This window comes from Salinicoccus jeotgali, from assembly GCF_039538805.1.
Taxonomy (GTDB): domain Bacteria; phylum Bacillota; class Bacilli; order Staphylococcales; family Salinicoccaceae; genus Salinicoccus; species Salinicoccus jeotgali.
Window position 1 is genome coordinate 18,814 of sequence record NZ_BAABCK010000002.1, and the last position, 24,386, is coordinate 43,199.

A 24,386-nucleotide genomic window follows, 5' to 3' on the forward strand; every position below is an offset into this window, starting at 1 on the left:
TTGAAAGGAGATGCATCATGTCAAACCTATCACCCGAAGCATTTGGCGGTCATTTTTCAGAAGGTAATTTTGAAGCCATATACAGCCAGACCGCGGCAACATTCCAAAATCAGATGGATCTGGACACTTTCGTCGCTGCAGCCAATGATTTCCAGGATGGCAGGCAATTCACACTGAACCTACAAAACTCCCTTGAAGCCGGCATACACAGATATCAATGGCTGGATGAAGCAAAAGAGCGCATGATTACAGTCGCTTTTGACGAGGATGAAACAATCATCGGCATCCAATTCGATGTGTACGAGAAATATGAGACAGACCGCGAACTGTCGATCAATGCCTATCATCTGCCGTTCGAAGCGGAGTGGTTCGTGCTATGGGGTGGGAATGATCTGTTCCTGAACTATCATTATCCGTATGCCCACCAACGCTATGCCTACGATTTCATCAGAAAAAAAGATGGGCAATCCCACAGCGATGATGAAGGGAAGAACGAGGCATACCACGCATTCGGTTCAGCAGTGACAGCGCCGCGCAGTGGCACGGTGATACATGTGACTGATGGCGTAGCAGACAATCTGCCCGGTCGCCCAGATATGTCGAAGCCTGAGGGAAACTATATCATCCTATCCCACGAGTATGACGAATACACCATGCTTGCTCACCTCAGAAAACACTCCATCACAGTAAAAGAAGGCGACCATGTAGAAGTCGGTGAGCCCCTTGCCCAATGCGGCAACAGCGGGGCTTCGGATACCCCGCATCTCCATTTCCATGTGATGGATCATGCTGATCCTGATAGGGCAAATGCCATTAGAATCCAATTCGCTGATGGTCAGGAACCAAGGCAGGGAGATACGGTGAAAGGACGGGTCAGACGATGAGGATAGAAGCGAATGGACCATTCAACTATGCGATGACCTATGATTTCATGGCCAAGCAGGATGATTGCCTCTATGAAGCGCATGAAGGCAAGTTGAGGCGAGCAGTCCATATTGATAAAAAAGCAGTGCTGTTTGAGGTCACGGAGCAGAGCAGGGATGCGGTCTCCGTCGTTATACTCTACAATGAAGGCGTCAAGGAAGAACATATCAGGGAGTATGTAGTTGACTGGCTCGATCTTGATTACGACTTGGAGGCATTTTATCGATTTGCAGAAGCAGATCCGCGATTGTCACAGATTATAGAGGCACGTACAGGCTATCGCATGACCTGTAAACCGGACATCATGGAAGCACTCATGTGGGCAGTTCTTGGCCAGCAGATCAACATGGCATTTGCATATATACTAAAGCGTCGGATAGTGGAACATTTTGGGCATCATGTCGAATATGAGGGACAGAAGTATTGGCTGATGCCGACTTCGGAGGAATTGTCGTCGCTTGATCCGGAGACGTTACGTGGCATGCAGGTCTCCTATAGGAAGGCCGAGTACCTGGGATTATGCGCGGCAGGGGTTAAGAATGGGGAGCTGTCAAAAGGGAAGCTCCTTGATATGGGTGATTATGATACAGTATTGAAATATATGACCAGCTTCAAAGGGATCGGGCCGTGGAGCGCCAACACTGTTCTGATGCGTACCCTTAAGTACAGGAACGCTGTGCCGATTGGGGATGCAGGATTACGCAACGCAATTAGACTGACCGATGGATTAGAAGAGCGGCCCGATAAAGCGTATATCGCATCGGTCATTGAAGACTGGGGCGATTATGGTGCCTATGCGACGCTCTACATGTGGCATATACTATTCTAGACAAAATCCCGCCATAAAAAGGCGGGATTTTTCAGGATTCATTGCGCAGTACAAGCACAAGCGAAACCAGACCAGCTATTATCAGGCCGATCAACATAAAGCCATGCATTGATGGATCGATGATACCATCGAGGAACACATAGATGGCAAATAGGGCGATGATAGTCAAAGTGAAGTTCAACCATTTGAATGTGTTTTTGCTCATATGAAAGCTCCTTCGATATAAACGCGGGTTTCTTTGAAACCCTTTTTTATAATGGTATCATAAAATCGGAACTAAATATTGAAAAGGAGGTGACAGGATGAATTATATCATGAGCATACAGTTGCTTCCCCATCATCCAAATACAAGCGATGCATTCTCTCATGTTAAGGGTGCAATCGAGTTGATCGAAAATAGTGAGTTGACGCATTTCATCGGGCCGATGGAAACGACAGTTGAAGGTGACATCGATGAACTGCTGAAACTGGTCAAGAAACTTAATGGCCATCTGGCTCAAGAAGGCTGCGATACAGTCGTATCAAACATTAAATTGGTCCAGTCGGAAGAGAAGATTGAAATCAAGAACGTTCTTTCCGATTACTATGAATTTGATGATGAAGAGTAATATTCGATGATAAAGAAGGACGAAGGCTTATAAGCCTTCGTCCTTCTTTATTGGATCGACAGATTTGCTTCGTGTCGATCAGGATGATTCTGTACTGTCAATTGGTTCACTCCGGATGTGGAAGCGCACACCGCGCGGTCCTTCGACGCTGAACATGCCGCCGATGCCTTCTACGACATCAAGCGTTAGACTGGTATGTTTCCAATACTCATACTGCCTACGATGCATATAAAAAGGAACGCCTTCTATCTCACCGAGCTTGACATCCGCATCACCAATGATCATGGTGCCTTCCTTCAAGCACATGGGACTGGAACCGTCACAGCATCCACCGGATTGGTGAAATATGAGATCTCCGTGCTCTTTCTTCAGATCCCTGATCAGTTCTTTTGCCGCTTCGGTGGCATCTATTGCTTTTAGTTCAGGCATTTAGAAAAATCCTTTTGGTGATTCATCGTAGCTGACGAGCAGATTTTTCGTCTGCTGATAATGACTGAGCATCATAAGGTGGTTTTCGCGGCCGATACCGCTCATCTTATATCCACCGAATGCAGCATGCGCAGGATAATCATGGTACGTATTCACCCATACGCGTCCCGCCTGGATACCGCGACCGAATCTGTAGGCCTTGTTTTGTGAGCGTGTCCATACACCTGCACCTAGGCCGTAGAGCGTGTCGTTCGCGATTTCGAGTGCTTCAGCATCATCTTTATAAGTCGTTACGGCGAGCACGGGACCGAATATTTCTTCTTGGAAAATGCGCATCTTATTATTGCCTTTGAATATGGTAGGTTCGAAATAATAACCGCCAGCGATATCCCCGTCAACTTCTTTGATGTTGCCACCGGTCAATAGTTCTGCCCCTTCTTTCCTACCAATATCGAGGTAGGAACTGATTTTTTCTTTCTGCTCCTTGGAAGTCTGTGCACCCATCATCGTATTCTCGTCAAGCGGGTTGCCGACCTTTATCTGTTCAACACGGCTGATGACCCGTTCCATGAAGGCATCGTATATATCTTCGTGGACGATTGCGCGAGAAGGACAAGTACAGACTTCACCCTGATTCAGGGCGAACATGACGAGGCCTTCAATCGCCTTGTCCAGGAAGTCATCATCTTCATCCATAAGGTCTTTGGCGAATATGTTAGGTGATTTACCACCGAGTTCCAGTGTAACCGGAATGATGTTCTGACTGGCATTCTGCATGATGATACGGCCAGTTGTTGTCTCTCCTGTAAACGCAAGCTTGTTGACCTTATCGTGTGTCGCAAGTGCCTGGCCAGCTTCTGAACCAAAGCCGTTAACTACGTTGATGACACCTTTTGGTACGATATCACTGATCAGTTCCATCAGATGAAGAATGGTGGAAGGCGTCTGTTCTGCCGGCTTCAGCACGACACAGTTACCAGCGGCAAGGGCCGGTGCAAGTTTCCAGGATGCCATCAGAAGCGGGAAGTTCCACGGGATGATCTGACCGACCACGCCAAGTGGCTCATGGAAATGATAGGCTACCGTATCGTTGTCGATTTGCGATATGCCGCCTTCTTGTGCGCGTATTGCGCCTGCAAAATATCTGAAATGATCGACCACGAGGGGCAGGTCGGCATTCAATGTTTCACGCACAGCCTTACCATTCTCGAATGTTTCAAGTACCGCCAGTTCCTCCAGGTTCTGTTCCACGCGGTCTGCTATCCGGAGCAGGACATTGCTCCGTTCCGTAGGTGAGGTCAATCCCCATTCTGCATGTGCTTTATGTGCAGCTTCTACAGCTTTATCTATATCTTCTTTCGTCGAGCGGGGTACTTTGGATACCTTCTCACCGATGACCGGTGATTCATTTTCGAAATAATCCCCTTTTACAGGCGGTACCCATTCACCGCCGATGAAGTTTTCATACTGCGTATTGATCTTGTATTGAGCATCTTTTTTATGTGGAAAATCGAATGCCATTGCCATACCTCCTAGTTTGTTATACTGCTATTATATTTTAATATTCAGTATATTGCAATCGCTTACATTTTTAAAAAGTATTGTGATTATTTATATCTGGATTATAATGGGAATGACAGAAAAAGGTGTGGCACTGCCTACAGCAGTGCCATTCAACGCTATGGTGAAGTCCATGCAAGCGCTTGCTTCTCTCTGTACTTATGTTACTATAAGAAAGTTGGCGGAAAGTACTTATAAAGAGTAATTCAAAAAATTACACGAGGTGAGGAAATGAAAAAAATTCGATTGATGGATTGGCCAACGTTTATAGCTTCAATCATTATTCTCTTATCTGTCATAATTCCGCTCATCGCTTTTCCAAAAGCGAGTGAAGCGATCATCCTGCAGCTTAACGATTTAGTGACTGGCGGGTTGGGTGCAGTTTACCTTGGAATTGGAGTCGCGGCACTTCTGTTCGTGCTTTACATAGCATTCGGCAAGTACGGACAGGTTACACTTGGCGAAGCTGATGAAAAACCTGAATTTGGAACATTCAGCTGGGCGGCTATGCTTTTCTCAGCAGGTATCGGCTCCAGCATCCTCTATTGGGGTGCGATTGAATGGGTATACTATTACCAGGCTCCACCGTTTCATATCGCCCCGGAAAGTGAAGAAGCGATCAACTATGCAGCTGCATATGGCATCTTCCACTGGGGACCGATTGCTTGGGCAATCTATGTGCTGCCAGCGCTCCCGATTGCCTATAGTCTCTATGTTAAAAAGAATCCCATACTTAAAATAAGTCTTACTTGTGAGCCAATTCTTGGGAAGTATACAACAAGATGGCCCGGTAAACTGATTGATGTGCTCTTCATATTCGGTCTGCTCGGCGGGGCAGGGACGACATTGGGTCTTGGTACGCCGATGATTGCAGCCGGCGTAGAATCCTTATTTGGTATAGACGGCGGTGGGCTGGTGCTGAGACTCAGCATACTTATCATCGCAACTATAATCTTTGCGATCAGTTCCTATTCCGGTCTGAAAAGAGGAATCAGGGTACTGAGTGACATGAACTTATGGTTGACGTTTATCCTGCTTGCTTTCATTTTCGTCGTCGGACCGACAATCTTCATCATGGAAACAACCGTTTCAAGTATCGGTCTGATGATGAAAGACTTCTTCCGGATGGCAACTTGGCTTGAACCATTTGGTGGCCTAAAAGGCATAGAAAAGACCGATTTCCCTCAAAGCTGGACGGTATTCTATTGGGCATGGTGGCTAGTCTATGGGCCATTCATTGGACTCTTCATCGCAAGGATCTCCAAAGGCCGTCGATTGAAGGAAGTTGTGCTCGGTACAATCCTTTACGGAACACTTGGGTGTGTACTATTCTTCGGAATACTCGGGAACTTCGGGCTATGGCTTGAGATTTCCGGTACATTCTCGGTGACGGATGTCCTGAACAACCAAAGTGGGGAAGCGGCGATCATGGCAATCATCGGCCAACTGCCTTTTGGCAAGTTGATGACTTTGATCTTCATCATCACGGCGCTTCTCTACTTGGCGACGACATTCGACTCAGGCTCTTACATTCTTGCATCATCCACCCAGACCAAGGTTGATGGTGAACCGTATAGATGGAACCGCCTGTTCTGGGCATTTGCGTTATCCTTCCTGCCATTCACATTATTGCTGATAGGTGGGGACGACTCATTGAGCTTGCTGCAGACCGCATCCATCGTTGCAGGTGCGCCACTCATCATAATCTTCATCATGCTGATGGTCTCCTTCCTCAAGACGTTGGGCGAAGATCGCATCAAGCTGGAAGCAAGACAGAGCGCACATAAAGAAAAAGAGAGAAAAACATTGTCCATCACATACGCAAAACGCGACAATTGGTGGGAATAGGAAAAAGCTCCGGAAATTTCCGGAGCTTTTTTGTGTGGAGAAGTGTAGGTTGAGATGAACATCTCGTCTAACTCCCGTTGGTTTGGGCGATGAATGCGAATTGGGTGCCTAACTCCCGTTGGTTTTGGCGACGAACGCGAATTGAGGCTCTAATAGTATATTTCGCCGTCTATAATGGTGTGCTTCAGATTTGACGCGTCATCGTAGATCACCAGATCGGCGTCGGCGCCTTCTCTTATGACGCCTTTTGATTTAGTCAAGCCGAGTTCAACAGCCGGATTATAGGCGGTCATCTTAACGATATCCTGCCATGTGCATCCGGTGACTTCCCTCATATTCCTGATGGCCTGTTTCATCGTTAATACGCTGCCGGCGAGCGTTCCATCGGCGAGGCGCGCTTCACTATTTTTGACATGGACGTTTTGGCCGCCGAGGTCATATTCCCCGTCCGGCAATCCTTGGGCACGCATGGCATCTGTAATTATGACGAGTCTGTCTGGTGTGATGATGTCATAGGTCAGTTTCATCATTTCTTTCCTGCAGTGGATGCCATCTGCAATCAGTTCTGTAAAAGCATTCCCCATATAGGCGAAGCCGACGGTGCCGGGTTCCCTGTGATGAAGGCCGCGCATACCATTATACAGATGGGTGATGTGGCTGAGGCCTTTTGTTTCAGCATCTTTCAATGTGTCGAACAAACCGTCTGTATGACCGGCTGAAGGGATGATCGACAAATCCTTCAGTGTCTCTATGAAGTCGCCGGGATCCTCTTCAGGAGCGTATGTCATCAGGCGGATCTGATTCCCTGAGAGGGACTGGAGCCGACGTGCCAACGCGTGGTCAGGTTGCATGATGTGGGCTGGATCTTGTGCGCCCGGGTGGGCTTTTGAGATGAACGGCCCTTCCAGGTGGATGCCGAGCATTTTTGCCCCTCCCGCGTACGTGTAGCCGGACAGGTTCTCAAGAGCCCGTTCAATGTCTTTGATCGGGGAGGTCATGGTAGTAGCCAGGAATGATGTGGAACCTGTACTCGGGAGATGGGCTGAAATTTTCTCTAAGTAAGTTTCGTCCGCATCCATCGCATCCACGCCATCGGCACCATGTATATGCATCTCGATGCCACCGGGCAGGACATTGTCTCCTTGCGCATCAAAAACTGTTTCTACATCCGGGCAAGTCTCCATCGGACCGAACGATTTTATTTTATCATTTTCGATAAGCAGCCAATGATCACCGTACGTGTCTTCATGAGTGATGAGGCGTGCATTTTTTATAAGGCGCTGCATTGTATCATCCTTTCAAAAGATATTTTATAATACTATTATAATGTATTGAAAATAAATTTCTATATATCAACTGCTCGGCATGTGCTATATTTAAGATAAACCGAGTTACAGTCATTATATCTTATTTTATTAAAGGGGGATTTAGCTATGTTGCGTTATATTCAAAATATGGGTCGTGCATTCATGCTACCGGTTGCAGTACTGCCGGCAGCGGCATTGCTCCTAGGTCTGGGGTATGCAATCGACCCTGATGGATGGGGTGGCGGCAACGCAATCGCCGGCATGCTGATCAATGCAGGTGGCGCCATTCTCGACCACTTGGCAATCCTGTTTGCAGTAGGGCTTGCCTTTGGCATGTCGAAAGATAAAAATGGGGCGGCGGCACTTGTCGGTCTCGTATCTTTCCTTGTCGTGACCAACTTGCTGAAGGCAGATTCGATTGCCTTATTGCGCGGTATTGAACTGGAAGAAGTGGGGGCCGCTTTCGGAGTCATTGAAAACAACGTATTTTTAGGTATCATTACAGGCTTGATCAGTGCGGCTCTATACAACCGCTTCAGCGGCACGAAACTGCCTGACTATCTTGCATTCTTCAGTGGGCGCCGTGCGGTGCCGATCATTGCTGTATTCGTCATGATAGTGCTCAGTGGTGTGCTGTACTATGTATGGCCACTGCTCTATAATGGTCTCTTCTCATTCGGAGAATGGATCAGTGGACTGGGTGCCGTCGGCGCCGGCCTCTACGGTTTCTTCAACAGATTGCTGATTCCGACCGGCCTGCACCACGCATTGAACTCGGTGTTCTGGTTCGATACAGTCGGCATCAACGATATCGGCAACTTCTGGGATAATGAAGGTGAGCGGGGCATCACAGGCCGTTACCAGGCCGGCTACTTCCCGATCATGATGTTCGGGCTACCAGGTGCTGCACTTGCGATGTACCATACGGCTAAGACACAGTTCAAAAAAGCCGCTGGCTCCATTTTGCTTGCGTCTGCATTGACGGCATTCCTTACAGGCGTAACGGAACCGCTTGAATTTTCCTTCATGTTCCTGGCGCCGTTGCTATATGTCGTGCATGCAGCTCTTACAGGGCTGTCCCTGTTCATTGCAGCATCGTTTGAATGGACAGCAGGATTTGGTTTTAGTGCCGGGTTGATCGACTTTGTGCTCAGCACCCAAGTACCTATCGCCAACCAGCCTTACATGCTGATCCTGCAGGGACTCGTATTCTTTGTCCTGTACTATGTCATCTTCAGGGTGATCATCAAAGCGCTCGATCTTAAGACACCAGGCCGCGATGATTCGGTATTGGCGGCAGAAGCGCCGACTGGAGAAGGAGTGGAAGGAGTTGAGGGAGTAGATGAGAAGTCATCCTCCTTCGACGATAAGTACTCTAAAAAAGCAGACCAGATCCTCATCGGACTCGGCGGCAAAGAGAACATCGATACAATTGACTACTGTACGACGCGTCTGCGCATCAATGTTATGGATGAAGCTAAAATAGATGATGCAGTCATCAAATCAGCAGGTGCCCATGGCGTCATCAGACCGGGACGCAACAACGTCCATGTCGTCGTCGGTACGGAAGTCGAACATGTTGCAGAAGAAATGAAGCGTCTCGTATAGAATGCAGGACACCATATGGTGTCCTGTTTTTCGTTTTTTCAGTCTATTGAGGTACAATGGAAGCAGTCAGATAACATAAAGGAGGATATTCATGTTCACTTTCAAACATCCGGTTGACATCCGTTTCGGCGAAGGCATCATCTCACAGCTTGGTGAAATCATCTCGGATCTCGAGTACAGCAGGCTCGTTGTGGTGGCGACGCGTTCCCAAGTGAAGAATGGGTTAGCGGAGTTCATCGAGACCGAACTCGGTGAGAAAATAAAAACGGTCATTTCCGATATTGAGGCCAATCCGACCATTGAAAATGTTTCGGAGATTGCAGCAGCACTCCATGCGCATGATGCCCATGCTGTCATCGCCGTCGGCGGCGGTTCAGCAATGGATGCCTCGAAAGCTGCAGCAGCTGCATATATGCAAGGTGTGGAACCTGAGTCCATCATCGAACATACCGATTTCACACGGGCATTACCAGTCATCGCAATCCCTTCGACAAGCGGTTCAGCCTCTGAAGTCACAGCTTCAAGCATCATCAGTGATAAGTCACAAGGACTGAAGGTACCGCTTATCGGACCTGGACTTTATCCGAAAGTCGCGCTGGTCGATCCGGAACTGACGTTGACGTGCCCGCCGAAGGTGACGGCAATTTCAGGGATTGATGTCATCTGTCATGCGCTGGATTGCCTTGGATCCACCAAACATAACCCGGTCTCCGACACTTTGGCGATACGTGCAGCGAATCTGGCATTTAAAAATCTGCTTGCAGCCTATAGCGAGCCTTCGGACAGGGAGGCGCGGACCAACATGTCCCTTGCGAGCATGATGGCAGGGATGGCATTCAGCCAGACGGGGACTTCCGGGTCCCATGCCATGAGCTACTACTTGACCTCCCACTACGACGTTCCCCACGGAGAAGCATGTGCCTTTTCCCTGGATGAATGGTTCAAAGTCAACGCTCAAGCCAACCCACAGCTTCACGACCATGCAAAGGACATCGGTTTTGAGGATGCAGAAGACCTCGCACGTGCCTTCAATGGACTGAAGCAGAATCTGGGGCTTGGCATGACACTCTCGGACCTTGGCATCGATCATGCGGATATCCCTGTAATTGCTGACGAAAGTATGCGGCAGGCGAATATGAAGAATAATATTGCGCAGCTCTCGCGGGGTGAAATCATCGAAATGCTTGAACAAAAGCAGGCATAGCTTTTTGATGTATATAAAGAAGCACTGGAATGATCATTCCAGTGCTTCTATTGCGTTCTTTGCGATTTCGATGTGTTCAGCCATCTTATTCTGCAGATTTTCAAGGAAGAAAGCAGCTTCTGCCTTCGCCAGATAATGCCGTGCAGATTTTGGCTCGTTTAATGCCACATGGATGAGTGTCATCAGATGGTTTGCCTTGCCTTGATAGTAGAGTGAATTGTTTTCTTCTATCCGGATCAGCAGTTTATAGCAGATGTCGACTGCTTCTGCGTAGAAGAAATTGTTGTAGAGGCTGATGGCATAGCCGTAGTAGAGCTGAATGATCATATAGCGGTCCATTTCATTCATATGCCTTGATTCGAGGATGCGGTTGCGGTGCTTATGGTAGAGCATAAGGGCATCTTCGGAGCGATCCGTGATGATGTACAGATCACCGAGCGTATTGATGATTTCAAGCTCCAACATATTGGTGGCCTTCGTTTCATCGATCAAGGTCGTGAGAATGTGCTCGGACTCTTCAAGACGCCCTTCATTCCTCAGCATGATTGCTGTATATGTACGGAAGAGACGCTTGTAATTGCGGTATTGAAGGTCGAATTCCGACCTTATATTGATCGTTTCTTGTGCATCTTCAAGCGTCACCTTGAGCAGATCGGCATGTCTGAAATAGACATATTCGCGCATCATATCAAGATAGTGGTCGATTAGGGCGTATTCAGAAGCTTCATCGATGAAAAGATCCTGCATGCTTATGCCAAGGCGCCGGCACAATCTGTGGAGTATGGGAGCGGAGAGTGCTGCGTCCCCCCGTTCAAAACGGTAGATCGTAGTCTTGCCGCATATGCCTTCGGCTGCTTCCAGATGAGTGAGCCCTTTCTGCTGACGCATTTCCTTAAAGCGGGTGTAGTATTCCATGTCGAGCCCCTTCCTGATGAATTGTTCACAGTTTTCCCGGATGTGGATATTGATTGAATATTTGCAATCATCCATAATGTAGTTATAAACAGATAGGTGGTGAGGGCATGAAAAAGATACTCAGTGCTTTAATATTGAGCACTATGCTATTAGGCTCAACAGCAGTGGTCGATGAACCAACGGCGGAAGCGAGCGTCGTCAAGCACGACCGTGAAGTGATCAGTACTTTGGGAAGAGGATCTGGTTACCTTCCTGATGGACGGCCAGCCCCTATCGATGTTTATTAGGTACTCCCAGTAAGTTCATTTTTCCTTACCCTTAATTGGATACTTCTGCCCTCAAATGCACCCGACCTCTTAACCTTTTCAGGGCAGAAGGTCTTTTTTTGTTTTTGCCCTGTGTATATGGTGATGATAGGCATAAGAATACCATAAACCTTTCTATAAATCTTGATTCCCCATGCGATGGATCTGTTATAATGATCGCAGAACATATCTTGGAGGATACAGATGAAAAAATATATCAGGGTAGTCGGTGCAGTAATAGTCAATGACAAGGATGAGATATTGTGCGCACAGCGTCCAGAAAGTAAGAACCTGGCGTTGAAGTGGGAGTTCCCAGGAGGCAAAATCGAAGAGGGCGAAACACCCAGTGCGGCATTAAAGCGTGAACTGATGGAAGAGATGCAGTGTGATATCCTCGTTCGGGATAAAATTGTGACGACGGTACATGAATATGATTTCGGCGTTGTGGAATTGACTACATATTATGCAGAGCAGCTCTCGGGCGATATCCGACTTCTTGAACACATTGATATGAAATGGCTGCCGAGGACGGCAATCGACTCACTCGATTGGGCACCTGCCGATATACCAGCTATAGAAAAAATAAAGAATGATCAGCCGAAATGACGCCTGGATACACATCCGGGCTTTTTTTGGTGGCTAAATGATGGAATATTCAGTATAATATGAACTATAATTTTCTAAGGAGTGTTTCATCTGCAATGAAAGTTTCCATAATCGGTGCAGGAAATGGTGGCATCGTAGCCGCGGCTGACTTGACATCACGTGGGCATGCGGTCACCCTGTACCATTCACCATCGGCCATAAAAGATCCGCACACCGACATTACAGAAGGCAAAGTACATTTTAAGGGGGAACCAATCAGGATCAATACATTCACAAGGGACCCGAAGCAAGCGGTGGCAGGCGCCGAGGTCATCATGACTTGTCTGCCGACCCATATACTCTCACGTATGTTTGAAGAAATCATGCCATACCTTGAAGATGGCCAGATGATTTTCGTCAACGGTGCAAGCGCAATGAGCAGCATGAAGTTATCCAGACAGCTTGCGCGAGCATTTCCGGGGGTGTCTGTCATGATAGGGGAATCGATGTCATTGACCTATGCTGCGCGGTACGACTACGCGGCGAACGACGCAGACATCATATTAAGGAGCCGTCATAATCTGTTCAGTGCCTACCCTGCGAGCGATACGGAAGCAATGCTCTCGAAACTGCATGTGCTTTACGAGACGCTCGTACCGGCTGAGAACATACTTGAGACAACGCTCAACAATGGCAATCCGGAAAGTCATCCAGCCCCTTCCATCCTGAATGCCGGCGTCATCGACAATGATGGTGAAAATTTCTACTTGTACCGAGACGGAGTGACGGAACACACAGTGAAAGCTATAGAAGCGATTGATGAAGAACGCCAGGAAATATGCGAAAAACTCGGTTTTGAAGTGCTGGATAAAGCAGGGAGATCCGAGAGAAGCACATATTTTGAACCTGGGAAAACGCTGAAGACGCAATATAATGAAAGTCCGGTGCTTAAGGATCTTGTAGGTCCCACCGCGCTTGACAACCGGTATATCGTCGAGGACGTCGGGCATGGGCTCGTGCTTTGGAAAAGCATTGCGGAAGCACTTGATGTCCACACGCCGACGATTGATGCAGTTATTCATCTGACTTCACTTATGTTGGAAGTCGATTTCATGAGTGAGGGGACAACACTTGAAAAGATAGGTCTTGATGCCTCGCGTAACCTGAATCATCAAGTATAACTAGGGCTCCGGTCAGTTGACCGGAGCTCTAGTTACTCATCTTTATTGTGGATATGTGTGCGGGCCCCACGGTTTTTGGCAACTTCTTTAGCGCGCCTAACGGCGTCATCCTTATTATCATAAGTGTTGCTGGGTTGTTTTGCCCCTTGGGTCTGCACTTTCCACTCATCGTCTTCATAAAAGACCGAAACATCATTATCTGCAATTTTGCCGCCTTGTGAGTTGGGGGTCGGGTTTGTGTTGCGTAATTTTTTTATTCTTTAGTTCATCAAGCTCTTTTTGGGAAGCGTCTTTATACCATTGTTCCGCCTGCTCGGTTCCGATCGGGATGGCACGTTCCTCATCGTATCCATCCTTCATCATGGCGTTGATGATGTCGATCGCTTTTTTTCTTTCAAGTTCTTTCAAATTCTTTAAGGAATCCGGGTAGTCATTCATGGTATAAGGCATTTGAATATCCCCTTTCATCGTTTTCTAGTAACATTATACCCGGAAAAAGGAAGGATAAAGGTGATAATATGCTTTTTACATTTGAAGTCGATACACATGAACGTACGACATTTGTTAATATTGACAGCTATGCCCTTGAGGCTTTGGAAAAAAGTGGTGTGCGCTCAGGAATCATGACGATCTTCACTCCCCATACGACCGCAGGAATCACAATCAATGAAAATGCGGATCCGGATGTTGTGCAAGACCTTGTATACGGGATGGATCTTACCTTCGACAACAAGCCGGCATATCAGCACTTTGAGGGGAATTCGGACTCCCACATGAAATCATCCCTTACGGGTGCGAGTGAAACACTCATAATCGAAAAGGGCGAAGTTATTTTCGGAACATGGCAGAGTCTGTATTTTGCAGAGTTCGATGGACCGAGGACACGACGGGTCCATATTAAAGTAATTGGTGACTGAAGGATGAAGCGCTCTGGCGAAAAGGCGACAATGCGAAGTTTTCAAGTATTTGGTTGATGTCTTTGATATGTATTGCTTAAAATATAGTGGAACGGGTACAGTCCAGTAAATCATTTTATGGAGGTTCATCATGGAAGCGATTAAATCATTATTCTCATTCCTCTTCAAGCTCATTGCTGTATTGATCGTAGTAGGAGTGATTGGTGTAGCAGTATTGGCATTTTTCCTGAAGCAGGATGTCAAAGAGATAAGGGAGTTCACTGAAAGGCTGAAGAAAGAAATTGAAGCAGAACCGAATCAAGTATAAAAGCTGGCCTACCAGGCCAGCTTTTTCATTTGGGACAAGTCATCAATCATTCAACGCCTTATCGATGACTTCTATATTCTGCTGCATGACGGATTGATAGGTGGCGTCTTTTTCATCGCTATCATACAGGACTGAAAGATTGTGGAACTCTAATGGTTCTATACCCGTCTCATTTTTGACAGTATCGGCAACCTTGGATGTGATATTCTGTTCATAGAGGATATAAGGCACATCATGCGCTTTGATCTCTTCGACGATCTGCGTCAATTCCTGTTGGGAAAGTTCCTCGTTATTCAAGCCGGAGATGCCCACCTGATTGAAGTGGTACCTGTTGGCGAGATAGCCGAGGGAGGCGTGGGAAATGTATACTGTATCGCGTTCGGTCTGTTCTGTAACCTCAGTGAACGCATCATGGATCGATTCAAGATCGTCTTCCAACGCTTTATAGTTGTCTTGATACAACTCTTTTTGATCCGGATTCATCTCGATCAGCTGATCCTGGATTGATTTCGCCATCTCGATTGAAAGCTTCGGATCGAGCCAGATATGCGGGTCGCCCGCTTCCTCATGTGCATGCTCATCATGATCATGCTCTGTATGGAGATAAGCGGACTCCGGAATGCTGTCTGCGGCAGAGAAGAATTCGGTGTGGTCACCGATGGAACCTTCAATCTTCTTTGAAACAGGATCGAGCGCTTTAGAAGTATAGATGAAGAGATCCCCTTCAGCATAGCTCAAAATGTCCTTTTGCGTGGGTTCATAAGTATGGACATCGGCGCCAGTGGGATAGATGGATTCCACCTGTACTGTATCGCCACCTATCGATTCGGTGAAGCTTTTAAGGGGGAAAACTGTTGTATAGACGGTTAACTTCTCTGATTTTTCTTCACCTGCCGTGCCCGTCCCACACGCACTGAGCAGGAGAATAAGAATGGATAAAGCTGTCATTGTATAAATTTTCATGGCATAGCCCCTCAATATAACGGAATGATTACGATTTATAATTATAGCGTATGATGTGGGGACGGGCAAGCGCATTTGCCCATTTTTTTATGTTCGTCCATAAAAGTGTTGAAAAAAATTGAATAAACCTTTAAAATGGTTAAGGCGGTTCAAAAAAGGGCAATACTGTCCGAATACCATCGTTTCATCCCGAATGGATGATCAACTGGCCAGTTGAAATGGAGTCCGTGATGTCTTTCAAAAAGGAACCGGGCATGGTATGACTGCAATATCAATGAAATTCGGATGTTCCTCACCATGAGTGTGAAATGGAACAGGCAATGAGTAAAGGAGGCGTAACGAATGAGAGTAAATGTAACTTTGGCTTGTACAGACTGCGGAGACCGCAACTACATTACGACAAAGAACAAGAAAAACAATCCTGAGCGTATTGAAATGAAAAAATTCTGTCCAAGAACAAACAACTATACACTGCACCGTGAAACGAAGTAATATTAAGCCGCCCTGTTGGGCGGTTTTTTTATTTTCACTGATCGACAGTGTCCGTTACGTGGAGCGGGGTGAAGTATGGTATATTTGATAAAAAGGCTGCAAAGGAGCATTTTCTATGACAACGATTATGGATGGCAAGGCAGTTGCTGCACATCTTTCCGAAAAGATAAAGAAGGCGCTTAGTGAGTCTGATAAGCATGGCATCAGTCCAAAAGTGGCTTTCGTCAGGGTAGGGGAAAGGTCTGATTCGATTTCCTATGAACGGGCGGCGATTAAAAGGTTCGAGAAATTTTCTATTGAGACAGAACAATACCACTTTCCAGATGATGTCTCGGCCCGTTCCTTCCTCAGCAAGTTCAGGGAGATAAATGAAGATTATTCCATCAACGGCATATTGCTGCTCCAACCTCTGCCGAAGCATATAGATATGAAGCGGGTCGAGGAATTGATGAATCCAATAAAGGATATCGACGGCATGACTCCATTTAATCTGGGGCAAGTAGTGACGGATGAAGAGAATCGTCTGGAACCTTGTACCCCTGCTGGGGTAATGGAGATGCTTGAGTTCTACAACATTTCTCTGAAAGGAAAAGATGTAGTCGTGGTAGGGGCAAGTGAAGTGGTTGGAAAACCATTATCATTGCTGTTTATGAACCATGATGCGACAGTGACGACATGCAACGCCTATACCAATGACCTGGCTAGAAAGTGCCGCCAGGCGGATATCATCGTCAGTGCTGCCGGTGTCATCAACCTGATCGGAGCAGATCACGTGAAAGAAGGGGCTGTTGTGGTGGATGTCGGCATCAACTTCAATGATGCGGGTAAAATGGTTGGGGACGTGGATTATGACGCAGTGCGTGATAAGACGTCCTATATCACTCCGGTACCAGGCGGAGTAGGCGCCATTACGACAACTGTACTCGCCTATCACCTGATGATGGCGACCGATTACCAAAAAGAGCCAGTTCTATTTTTGGAACGTTAAAAAGCCGCACCTATGTGCGGCTTTTTAATATTCGAGCATGGTGATGTCGAGGATGTCGATGAAAGAGATGAAGACCATTTCGTCTTCAGGTGCCAGACGTTGGCCGATCAGCATCATACTCCATCTATCCACCCTGAGAATCTGCAGATCGACATGAAAGCGCAACCCATCATAATAATATTCGACGCGAACATTGCGCTTTTCATGGATTGCCTTTTTCATGGCGCGGTCCATCTCCGCCAGGCGGTCGTCAGATAGTTCCGGGCGGCTTATCTTTGATTGCGCCTCGATCATGGCTTCTACCCGTTCAAATTGTTCCGGCATGGTGGCGAACGGTGCCCACTTGATCATACCGCGCCCTTTTGGAATATTGCTGTCTAGCTGGTCGATGGGCATTTGCCGGTAATCCATAGCGATCCCCTCTTTCCAGTAGAGTTATACATTTATTATACGAACATATGTTCTGTTTTGCAACCGCGGATATTTTCGTTTAGCTAAAATCAGCAGGTATGCTAATATAAAGGCAAACTGAACCTTAGGGGGAATATGCATGATTGGATACATCGGAACGTATACAAAGGAGCATGGCAAGGGCATCTATCAATTTGACCTTGACCTGAAAAAAGGTGTGTTCGGGAATATTAGGGTAGCGGCGGAAACACCGAATGCAACGTACCTTGATATTCATAAAGACCGTCTGTATGCGATTAAAAAGGGCAAAACGAAATCAGGCATCGCAACTTACGATATCAGCGACCCGAACACCGGTGCACTCAACCTGATAGAAGATTGTCTCGAGGAAGGCGCTTCCGGGTGTCATCTGACATTGACATCAGACCAGAATTATCTTGTCGATGCGGTATATTTGTCAGGAGAAATCCGTCTGTATCGCGTCGATGAGCGTGGTGTGGTGACAGAACGGCTGGATGTTTTCCAGGCTGAGGGTGAAGGCCCCCATGAACGTCAGGACAATCCGCACTCGCACTTTGTCGCCGAGACTCCCGACCGAAAATATATTGTAGCGGTCGACCTTGGCACAGATAAGATTGTAACGCTTGAGATCAAGGATGACCGATTTGTTAAAGTGGCGGAATCAAATGTGGCCCCAGGCAGTGGACCAAGACATTTGGTGTTCGACAACAATGGCCGTTATGCCTATATCTTTACCGAACTATCGAATGAAGTGATCGTCGCTTCCTATGAAGACGGGAAATTTTCCCCACTAAAGACATATTCGGCACTTCCGGAATCCTTCAACGGACATTCGCAAGGGGCGGCAATACGGAAACACCCAAACGGAAAGTTCATTTATGTTTCAAACAGAGGGCATGACAGCATCGCAGTGTTTGAAATCATATCTGATGGTAAGGAACTGAAACGCATCCAGATCGAATCGACCAATGGAGACTGGCCGCGGGACTTCAATATTACTCCTGATGGTAATTTTCTTGTGTGCGCCCATGAACGCTCTCATAATGTAGTACTATTCAAGATCGATGAAGCAGGGATGATTGCCCGTCAAGAGGGCGAACTAGAAGCCCCGGAAGGCGTTTTCGTAGGGTTTTTATAGATGAATAAAAAGTTTTTATGGCTTTTTCTGCTTCTGTTTTTGATTCTGCTGCTGTTCTTGCCGCTTGCTGATCGAACCAGTGGCTCAGAACGCGTCATCATCGATCATAATAAAAGACAACTGGTCCATCCCGCCTGTTTCGACCAGGCGGGTCTGACGAATTACATCGACGAAGTTTCCTATGCAAGAGCTACAGAGGAACTGGGTTATAAGATTAAAGATGAATGCTCAGCAAAACGGCTCGAGAAGGGCAGAGAGAGTGTAATAAGTAAGATATTAAAGGAATAATCATATTTACTATTCAGAATATTTGTGATATTATTTGTTCATACCATTTTTCATTCTTTTCAACTATTTGATTTTGAAATTGCCTTTCAAAACAAAGGACCCACCACTTTTGTGGCGGGTCCTTTGTTGATTTACATCCTTATATCATCGTACTCTGAACCGCGTATGGCGTGCGGTACATAGGGACATGTCGGTTTGATCTTCTTATTGTTCTCACGGGCCATTGCGACAATTTCATCGACGAGGTCTTTTGCAAGGCCTCTGTTGCGCTGTTCTGGTGCTGTATAGGTGCCGGTTACATCATAGTAATCTTCTTCATCTGTATAGATCAGTTCTGCGATGGACTGGCCGTCTTCTTCAATATAGAGTTTGCCCGGTTCTTTCTTCATCATATTATCATCCTCCTAGGATAATGCTTTTGTGATCTGCGGCACCACTTGCTTCTTGCGTGATACTACGCCTTCCAAAACTGCCGAGTTTTCATCCAATGCAACATCGAATGCTTTTTCGATGGAACTTGAATTTTCCCCAAGGGCAAGTATCTTTGAGTTGGAATTGATGATGTCAGTGACGACGAGGACGAACAGACCATAGCCCTCTGACTCGATCTGAGCCCTTATCGCCTCTTCAAGTTCCGCTTTCCTCTCAAATACCTCATCGACATCGACGACGTTCACTTGAGCGATACGCGTCGTGCTACCTCCCATATCGAAGGATTTTGCATCTCCTGTAATCAATTCCTCGGCTGACTTATCACTTGTTGAAGCGCCGGCTTTCAACATTGCCAGGCCGAAGGATTCGATATCAACATCGGCAATCTTCTGGAGTGCTTCTGCCGCCGCTTCATCTTCTTTCGTCGTTGTAGGGGATTTGAATAGCAACGTATCGGAAATGATGGCCGACAACATGAGCCCGGCCATTTCCCTGGAAATCTCCAGACTGTTTTCCTCATACACTTTCTTCAATATCGTTGCAGTGCATCCAACCGGTTCTGCGCGGTAGTAGAGCGGCCCTTCCGTGTGGAAGTTCGAAATTCTGTGGTGATCGAAAACCTTCACTATTTCAGCTGATTCGATGTTTTCTGCAGATTGCTGGAATTCATTGTGGTCGACCAATATAACGGGGGTGCCCGCTTCAAGCGTCTCCAGATACTCTGGAGACGATACGCCGAATTCATCGAGTGCGTATTGTGTTTCAGGGTTCACTTCGCCAAGGCGGTAACTTTTCACATCATTGCCGAGCTTGGATTCAATATCCGCTGCGACGATGGCGGAAGTGATCGTATCTGTGTCTGGATTTTGATGACCGAATATCTTCGTTTGAGTCATGGTTACATTCTCCTTTAGGTTATGTTCTACTATTCCCATTTTATCACCGGACCATGCATTCAGCTAGGGTTCTATTGTGGCACCAAGTGTATTTTTGAAGTGGTCGAGTGCGTAACGGTGCCCTTCCGGATTGAAGGAGGCCACACATGATTCCGGCACGACGATGCCATAACCATGGTTGTAGGCGTCAACCGCCGTGTGCATGATGCAGATGTCTGTGACCAGTCCGGTCAGCGTTACGGTGTTGATGCCCCTTTCCTGAAGCAGCTGATCCAGAGGTGTGCCGGCAAATGCGCTGTAGCGTCGCTTGTCGAGGAAGAATACATCGGGGTCTCCCTTGATGGTCTCATATGCCTCGAGAACGGTGCCGTAGAGTTCGCGTCCCGGCATGCCCTCTATATTGTGCGGCGGGAACAGCCGGGATTCTGGATGGTGCATGTCTTCTTCGTAGTGAAGGTCCATCATAAAGAAGATGGGCGTGCCTTTTTTGTGGGCTTCCCTGATTTTTTCGGCGATGTCCCCTTGGATGGCGCGCCCTGCTTCTCCCGCTGTCAATTTGCCGTCGGGTGCAGCGAAATCATAAGAGTAGTCGATGACCAATAATGCATTTTTCAATTTCATTTCCTCCTTTATGTTGTCGGGTGTAGTGCTGCCTTTATTGTGCCACATTTGGGCGCTTGTATCTAAATAATATATCCATCATCAGAACCAGGGTGATTGCTGCGGCAAAGAAGATGAAGTAGAGGGACCCTTTGCTGGCACTGATGACCGCACCTCCAATGACCGGCCCGACGATACTGCCGAGACTGAACATGATGCCAGCCATCAGATTGCCAGCCGGCAAGTTATATTTGGGTGTGATGTCGGTCATGTAGCTGATGCCAAGCGAATACATGGAACCCACGGCGACACCTGCCAGGATGAACAATATAAGCAGCATGACAAAGGAAGTATTGAACGCTTCCATGGCCAAAAAGAGCAGGATGCCTGTGGCGAGCAGAATGGGCATCAGGCGCCGGCGGCCGATGCGGTCGCCAAGTATGCCGATCGGTACCTGAAGCAGTATGGCACCGAGGCTGAAGGCCGGGAGTATCCAGGTGATGGCCGACAGGCTGAAGCCATTGCGGATGGCGAATACCGGAAAGTTGCTGTTCAAGGATGCCTCGAACACACCAAACAGCATCGGGAACAAAAAGGCGATCCAACTTGTGGCGAGCACATTTTTGAAATTGCGGAATGTATTGAAGACGGTGATCGGGACCCCGGAATCGATTGGTTTTGCGCCTGATGCGTCCTTCAGCAGGAAGATGAGCGGCCAACCAATCATGGTCAACAAACCTGAGACGATGAACGGGAGTGGCTCCCATACCGTAACAAGCTCACTGATCTTAGGTCCGATCATGAAACCGAAAGAAAAGAATAGACCGTAGAATGCAACGATGCGGCCGAGTTTATGCTGCGGCGTCGTCTGGGTGAGCCACGTCTGGGTGCTGAAGTGCAGTACGTTATCCCCGATTCCAACAAGGAGACGAAGCAGGAACCACAGCCAGATGGTTTCAAGCACCGGGAACAATAGAAGGGAGAGTCCGACTATGATGCCCCCGGTGATGATCATCGGTTTGAACCCATATTTCCTAAGTGGCGCCTCGATGAAAAGAGATGAGATCAGGACACCTATGTAAAGCCCTGAAGCATGGAGGCCGTTGAGCGTGGCATTTACTTCCTGCTGCTCAAATATGAAAGAAATAAGCGGCAGCAGCATACCTTGCGAAAACCCCGATATCGCGACGATGAATGAAAGTACGATGAAGCGCATCTTGAAACTATCCAATTTCATGTGATCCCTCCAGTCATTTCTGTTTGTATGGAAGTCAGATGTGCTAAAATGAGTATAACTGATTTTCAGCACTTCATGGAGGGACGAGACAAAATGTATCAACACGAAGATGACAGTTTTATGCTGCATACCGATCTATATCAAATCAATATGGGCAAGACCTATTTAGAGCAAGGGCTTGAGGACCGTACAGCGGTGTTCGACCTGTACTTCCGGAACATGCCATTTGACAATGGTTATGCGGTCTTTGCCGGCTTGCAGCGCATCATCAGTTTTCTAAGCAACCTGAAATTTACAGAAAGTGATATCGATTATCTGCGCTCCATCGGCTATGAGGAGAATTTCCTGGACTACCTCAAAGATTTGAGGTTCACTGGCAAGGTGCGCGCTGTTGAGGAAGGGGAAGTCGTCTTTAACAACATGCCACTCGTGCAAGTTGAAGCACCAATCATAGAGGCACAGCTTATCGAGACTGCGTTACTCAATATCGTCAATTTCCAGACGCTCATTGCCACAAAGGCGAGCAGAATGCGCCAAGTTGTGCCGAACGACATGCTGATGGAATTCGGTACACGCCGAGCCCATGAATTCGACGCGGCTCTATGGGGCGCGCGAGCGGCTGTAATCGGCGGCTTTGACGCCACAAGTAATGTCCGTGCAGCGAAGCTGTTTGGGCTGGAGGCGAGTGGCACGCATGCACATTCCATGGTGCAGGCTTATGGCGATGATTATGAAGCGTTTAAGGCCTATGCAGAAACACATAAAAACTGCGTCTTCCTCGTGGATACGTTTGATACATTGAAGTCCGGCGTGCCAAACGCCATCCGTGTGGCGAAGGAGTACGGGGATAAGATCAATTTCATCGGTATCCGGCTGGACTCCGGGGACATTGCCTATTTATCCAAAGAGGCCCGTAAAATGCTGGATGAAGCAGGTTTGACAGATGCTAAGATCATCGTCTCGAACGACTTGGATGAAATGACGATCCTGTCACTGTTATCCCAAGGCGCAAAAGTAGATGGTTGGGGCATCGGGACAAAACTGATAACAGCCTTCGACCAGCCTGCGCTCGGAGCAGTCTATAAGCTTGTGGCGATTGAAAATGAGGCAGGCGAACTTGAAAACAGGATAAAAATTTCGGGGAACCCCGAAAAGGTGACGACGCCCGGCAAGAAGAACGTCTACAGGATCATCAACCGCAATACCGGCATGTCAGAAGGTGAATACATCACTCACTTCGGGGAAGAGATGAAGGAAGATCCCCTACTGATGTTCCACCCGCTCCATACGATGAAGCGTAAGCTTATCCGTTCGTATGAAGCCGTGGAACTGATGAAGGATATATTTGTCGACGGCGAATGTGTGTACGAACAGGAGACAATCGATGATATTAAAGCCCGGCACGCCGCAAGCCTCAAAGTGTTGTGGGAAGAATATCAACGCTTCTTGAACCCGGAGGAGTACCCGGTCGACTTGTCGAAGGAACTGTGGCAGATAAAACAGGATCTTATAGAAGAAGCAAGCAATAAAAAATTGGAGTAAGGAAGTGATGCAAATGTTGCAGCAGGAAATAGTGGAGAAACTTCATGCCAAACCCCAAATAGAACCTGAAAGTGAAGCGCGTGAGATCATTGATTTCATTAAGGAGTATGCGCTGAAGCACCCGTTCATCAAGTCGTTCGTGCTCGGCATCTCAGGCGGCCAGGACTCGACCCTGCTCGGCAGATTGGCGCAAATGGCCACAGATGAGCTGAATGAGGAACACGAGGGGGAATATGCATTTCATGCATTGCGCCTGCCCTATGGGAAACAGAATGATGAACAGGATGCCATCGATGCACTGGATTTCATCCAGCCGACCCACAGGGCGACAATTGATATAAAACCTGCCGTTGATGCAAGCATCGCCTCCCTGCATGAGGCAGATTACGAATTGAGTGATTTCGTCGAAGGCAATGAAAAGGCGAGGGAGCGCATGAAGGCCCAGTACGCTGTCGCCGCTGCAACAGGCGGTGTGGTACTCGGTGCCGATCATGCAGCTGAAGCCATAACGGGCTTCTATACAAAGTATGGTGACGGTGCAGCGGACCTCATGCCGCTCTATGGCTTGAACAAACGCCAGGGCAAGCAGATCATGGAATATCTGGGCGCCCCGGACCACCTCGTCAATAAAGTGCCGACAGCAGACTTAGAAGACGACCGGCCGATGATCGGGGATGAAGAGGCACTTGGCGTCACATATGATGCGATTGATGATTTCCTGGAAGGACGCGAAGTGTCACCGGCGGACTACAGGACCATCACCGGGTGGTATAAGCGGACGCAGCACAAACGCGACCTCCCGTATCATAGGTATAACCGACCTGCTTATGACCCGGCGGATACCAATTAAA

General features: G+C 47.6%; 28 protein-coding genes and 1 pseudogene. 17 read left to right on the top strand and 12 right to left on the bottom strand.

The features are described 5' to 3' along the window. Positions 1 to 17 precede the first annotated feature (17 nt). Both ABD734_RS00195 and ABD734_RS00200 read left to right on the top strand, forming a co-directional pair. Entirely contained in the window at positions 18 to 884 is an 867-nt protein-coding gene (locus ABD734_RS00195; protein ID WP_344700603.1) for a peptidoglycan DD-metalloendopeptidase family protein, read from the top strand. Then, positions 881 to 1,753: a DNA-3-methyladenine glycosylase family protein gene (locus tag ABD734_RS00200; RefSeq protein ID WP_344700604.1), complete on the top strand. Its 873-nt coding sequence runs from the start codon at positions 881 to 883 to the stop codon at positions 1,751 to 1,753. The genes ABD734_RS00195 and ABD734_RS00200 overlap by 4 nt, the downstream gene beginning before the upstream one ends. 31 nt (positions 1,754 to 1,784) lie before the next feature. Here ABD734_RS00200 and ABD734_RS00205 read toward each other — a convergent pair whose 3' ends face one another. Further along, a complete protein-coding gene (locus tag ABD734_RS00205) occupies positions 1,785 to 1,958 on the bottom strand; it encodes a hypothetical protein (protein WP_344700605.1) in 174 nt (57 codons plus the stop codon). Positions 1,959 to 2,055: 97 nt separating this feature from the next. Between ABD734_RS00205 and ABD734_RS00210 the strand changes: the two genes are divergently transcribed. Further along, positions 2,056 to 2,361: a thiamine-binding protein gene (locus tag ABD734_RS00210; protein WP_344700606.1), complete on the top strand. Its 306-nt coding sequence runs from the start codon at positions 2,056 to 2,058 to the stop codon at positions 2,359 to 2,361. 78 nt (positions 2,362 to 2,439) lie between these two features. Here ABD734_RS00210 and ABD734_RS00215 read toward each other — a convergent pair whose 3' ends face one another. Then, positions 2,440 to 2,790: a DUF779 domain-containing protein gene (locus ABD734_RS00215; protein ID WP_344700607.1), complete on the bottom strand. Its 351-nt coding sequence runs from the start codon at positions 2,788 to 2,790 to the stop codon at positions 2,440 to 2,442. Continuing rightward, positions 2,791 to 4,311 (bottom strand): acetaldehyde dehydrogenase ExaC, encoded by a 1,521-nt coding sequence (exaC, locus tag ABD734_RS00220; RefSeq protein ID WP_344700608.1) that lies wholly within the window; start codon positions 4,309 to 4,311, stop codon positions 2,791 to 2,793. A gap of 270 nt (positions 4,312 to 4,581) precedes the next feature. Here exaC and ABD734_RS00225 point away from each other — a divergent pair, with 270 nt between their 5' ends. Next, positions 4,582 to 6,198 carry a BCCT family transporter gene (locus ABD734_RS00225; protein ID WP_344700609.1) on the top strand — a complete coding sequence of 539 codons (1,617 nt, stop codon included), beginning with the start codon at positions 4,582 to 4,584 and terminating at the stop codon, positions 6,196 to 6,198. Between the two features lie 149 nt (positions 6,199 to 6,347). On the opposite strand, the gene nagA is transcribed toward ABD734_RS00225, so the two are convergent. Continuing rightward, a complete protein-coding gene (gene nagA, locus ABD734_RS00230) occupies positions 6,348 to 7,484 on the bottom strand; it encodes an N-acetylglucosamine-6-phosphate deacetylase (protein WP_344700610.1) in 1,137 nt (378 codons plus the stop codon). Positions 7,485 to 7,631: 147 nt separating this feature from the next. On the opposite strand from nagA, the gene nagE reads away from it, so the two are divergent. Both nagE and ABD734_RS00240 read left to right on the top strand, forming a co-directional pair. Then, positions 7,632 to 9,113, top strand: coding sequence for an N-acetylglucosamine-specific PTS transporter subunit IIBC (nagE, locus tag ABD734_RS00235; protein WP_344700611.1), 1,482 nt, complete (start codon positions 7,632 to 7,634; stop codon positions 9,111 to 9,113). Between the two features lie 91 nt (positions 9,114 to 9,204). After that, positions 9,205 to 10,317: an iron-containing alcohol dehydrogenase gene (locus ABD734_RS00240; RefSeq protein WP_344700612.1), complete on the top strand. Its 1,113-nt coding sequence runs from the start codon at positions 9,205 to 9,207 to the stop codon at positions 10,315 to 10,317. 33 nt (positions 10,318 to 10,350) lie between these two features. Here the strand turns inward: ABD734_RS00240 and ABD734_RS00245 are convergent, their stop codons facing one another. After that, positions 10,351 to 11,232 carry a helix-turn-helix domain-containing protein gene (locus tag ABD734_RS00245; protein WP_344700613.1) on the bottom strand — a complete coding sequence of 294 codons (882 nt, stop codon included), beginning with the start codon at positions 11,230 to 11,232 and terminating at the stop codon, positions 10,351 to 10,353. Positions 11,233 to 11,339: 107 nt separating this feature from the next. Between ABD734_RS00245 and ABD734_RS00250 the strand changes: the two genes are divergently transcribed. The 3 genes from ABD734_RS00250 (at position 11,340) to ABD734_RS00260 (ending at position 13,303) form a co-directional block, all read left to right on the top strand. Next, a complete protein-coding gene (locus ABD734_RS00250) occupies positions 11,340 to 11,519 on the top strand; it encodes a hypothetical protein (protein WP_344700614.1) in 180 nt (59 codons plus the stop codon). A gap of 222 nt (positions 11,520 to 11,741) precedes the next feature. Continuing rightward, positions 11,742 to 12,143, top strand: a complete 402-nt coding sequence (locus tag ABD734_RS00255) for a (deoxy)nucleoside triphosphate pyrophosphohydrolase (RefSeq protein WP_344700615.1) — start codon at positions 11,742 to 11,744, stop codon at positions 12,141 to 12,143. 95 nt (positions 12,144 to 12,238) lie between these two features. Continuing rightward, positions 12,239 to 13,303: an NAD/NADP-dependent octopine/nopaline dehydrogenase family protein gene (locus ABD734_RS00260; RefSeq protein ID WP_344700616.1), complete on the top strand. Its 1,065-nt coding sequence runs from the start codon at positions 12,239 to 12,241 to the stop codon at positions 13,301 to 13,303. A gap of 32 nt (positions 13,304 to 13,335) precedes the next feature. On the opposite strand, the pseudogene ABD734_RS00265 reads toward ABD734_RS00260, so the two are convergent. After that, positions 13,336 to 13,753: pseudogene (locus ABD734_RS00265) on the bottom strand (DUF2188 domain-containing protein). A 68-nt stretch (positions 13,754 to 13,821) separates the two neighbouring features. Between ABD734_RS00265 and ABD734_RS00270 the strand changes: the two are divergent. Next, positions 13,822 to 14,220 carry a secondary thiamine-phosphate synthase enzyme YjbQ gene (locus ABD734_RS00270; protein ID WP_344700617.1) on the top strand — a complete coding sequence of 133 codons (399 nt, stop codon included), beginning with the start codon at positions 13,822 to 13,824 and terminating at the stop codon, positions 14,218 to 14,220. 130 nt (positions 14,221 to 14,350) lie between these two features. Then, positions 14,351 to 14,527 carry a hypothetical protein gene (locus tag ABD734_RS00275; RefSeq protein ID WP_344700618.1) on the top strand — a complete coding sequence of 59 codons (177 nt, stop codon included), beginning with the start codon at positions 14,351 to 14,353 and terminating at the stop codon, positions 14,525 to 14,527. Between the two features lie 42 nt (positions 14,528 to 14,569). Here ABD734_RS00275 and ABD734_RS00280 read toward each other — a convergent pair whose 3' ends face one another. After that, positions 14,570 to 15,490, bottom strand: a complete 921-nt coding sequence (locus tag ABD734_RS00280; protein ID WP_344700619.1) for a metal ABC transporter solute-binding protein, Zn/Mn family — start codon at positions 15,488 to 15,490, stop codon at positions 14,570 to 14,572. 342 nt (positions 15,491 to 15,832) lie between these two features. Here ABD734_RS00280 and rpmG point away from each other — a divergent pair, with 342 nt between their 5' ends. Continuing rightward, positions 15,833 to 15,982, top strand: a complete 150-nt coding sequence (rpmG, locus tag ABD734_RS00285; RefSeq protein ID WP_344700620.1) for a 50S ribosomal protein L33 — start codon at positions 15,833 to 15,835, stop codon at positions 15,980 to 15,982. Between the two features lie 115 nt (positions 15,983 to 16,097). Further along, a complete protein-coding gene (locus ABD734_RS00290) occupies positions 16,098 to 16,970 on the top strand; it encodes a bifunctional 5,10-methylenetetrahydrofolate dehydrogenase/5,10-methenyltetrahydrofolate cyclohydrolase (RefSeq protein WP_344700621.1) in 873 nt (290 codons plus the stop codon). A 24-nt stretch (positions 16,971 to 16,994) separates the two neighbouring features. Here ABD734_RS00290 and ABD734_RS00295 read toward each other — a convergent pair whose 3' ends face one another. Next, positions 16,995 to 17,381, bottom strand: coding sequence for a YolD-like family protein (locus tag ABD734_RS00295; RefSeq protein WP_344700622.1), 387 nt, complete (start codon positions 17,379 to 17,381; stop codon positions 16,995 to 16,997). 139 nt (positions 17,382 to 17,520) lie between these two features. On the opposite strand from ABD734_RS00295, the gene ABD734_RS00300 reads away from it, so the two are divergent. Both ABD734_RS00300 and ABD734_RS00305 read left to right on the top strand, forming a co-directional pair. Then, positions 17,521 to 18,540, top strand: a complete 1,020-nt coding sequence (locus ABD734_RS00300) for a lactonase family protein (protein WP_344700623.1) — start codon at positions 17,521 to 17,523, stop codon at positions 18,538 to 18,540. Further along, the gene (locus ABD734_RS00305) at positions 18,541 to 18,828 is read left to right on the top strand and encodes an alpha-amylase (RefSeq protein WP_344700624.1); all 288 of its coding nucleotides are present in this window, start codon (positions 18,541 to 18,543) and stop codon (positions 18,826 to 18,828) included. Positions 18,829 to 18,959: 131 nt separating this feature from the next. Here the strand turns inward: ABD734_RS00305 and ABD734_RS00310 are convergent, their stop codons facing one another. The 4 genes from ABD734_RS00310 to ABD734_RS00325 all read right to left on the bottom strand — a co-directional run bounded on the left by ABD734_RS00310 (position 18,960) and on the right by ABD734_RS00325 (position 22,122). After that, on the bottom strand, positions 18,960 to 19,220 hold the full coding sequence (locus ABD734_RS00310; RefSeq protein WP_344700625.1) for a GNAT family N-acetyltransferase: 261 nt from the start codon (positions 19,218 to 19,220) through the stop codon (positions 18,960 to 18,962). Between the two features lie 12 nt (positions 19,221 to 19,232). Further along, positions 19,233 to 20,156, bottom strand: coding sequence for a manganese-dependent inorganic pyrophosphatase (locus ABD734_RS00315; RefSeq protein WP_344700626.1), 924 nt, complete (start codon positions 20,154 to 20,156; stop codon positions 19,233 to 19,235). Positions 20,157 to 20,219: 63 nt separating this feature from the next. Continuing rightward, on the bottom strand, positions 20,220 to 20,771 hold the full coding sequence (locus ABD734_RS00320) for a cysteine hydrolase family protein (protein ID WP_344700627.1): 552 nt from the start codon (positions 20,769 to 20,771) through the stop codon (positions 20,220 to 20,222). Positions 20,772 to 20,811: 40 nt separating this feature from the next. Then, positions 20,812 to 22,122 (bottom strand): MFS transporter, encoded by a 1,311-nt coding sequence (locus tag ABD734_RS00325; protein WP_344700628.1) that lies wholly within the window; start codon positions 22,120 to 22,122, stop codon positions 20,812 to 20,814. Here ABD734_RS00325 and ABD734_RS00330 point away from each other — a divergent pair. Both ABD734_RS00330 and nadE read left to right on the top strand, forming a co-directional pair. Beyond that, positions 22,087 to 23,535, top strand: a complete 1,449-nt coding sequence (locus ABD734_RS00330) for a nicotinate phosphoribosyltransferase (protein WP_344700629.1) — start codon at positions 22,087 to 22,089, stop codon at positions 23,533 to 23,535. The genes ABD734_RS00325 and ABD734_RS00330 overlap by 36 nt on opposite strands. A 7-nt stretch (positions 23,536 to 23,542) precedes the next feature. Beyond that, complete coding sequence (gene nadE, locus ABD734_RS00335) at positions 23,543 to 24,385, top strand: ammonia-dependent NAD(+) synthetase (protein ID WP_344700686.1); 843 nt, start codon at positions 23,543 to 23,545, stop codon at positions 24,383 to 24,385. The last annotated feature ends 1 nt before the right edge of the window (position 24,386 follow it).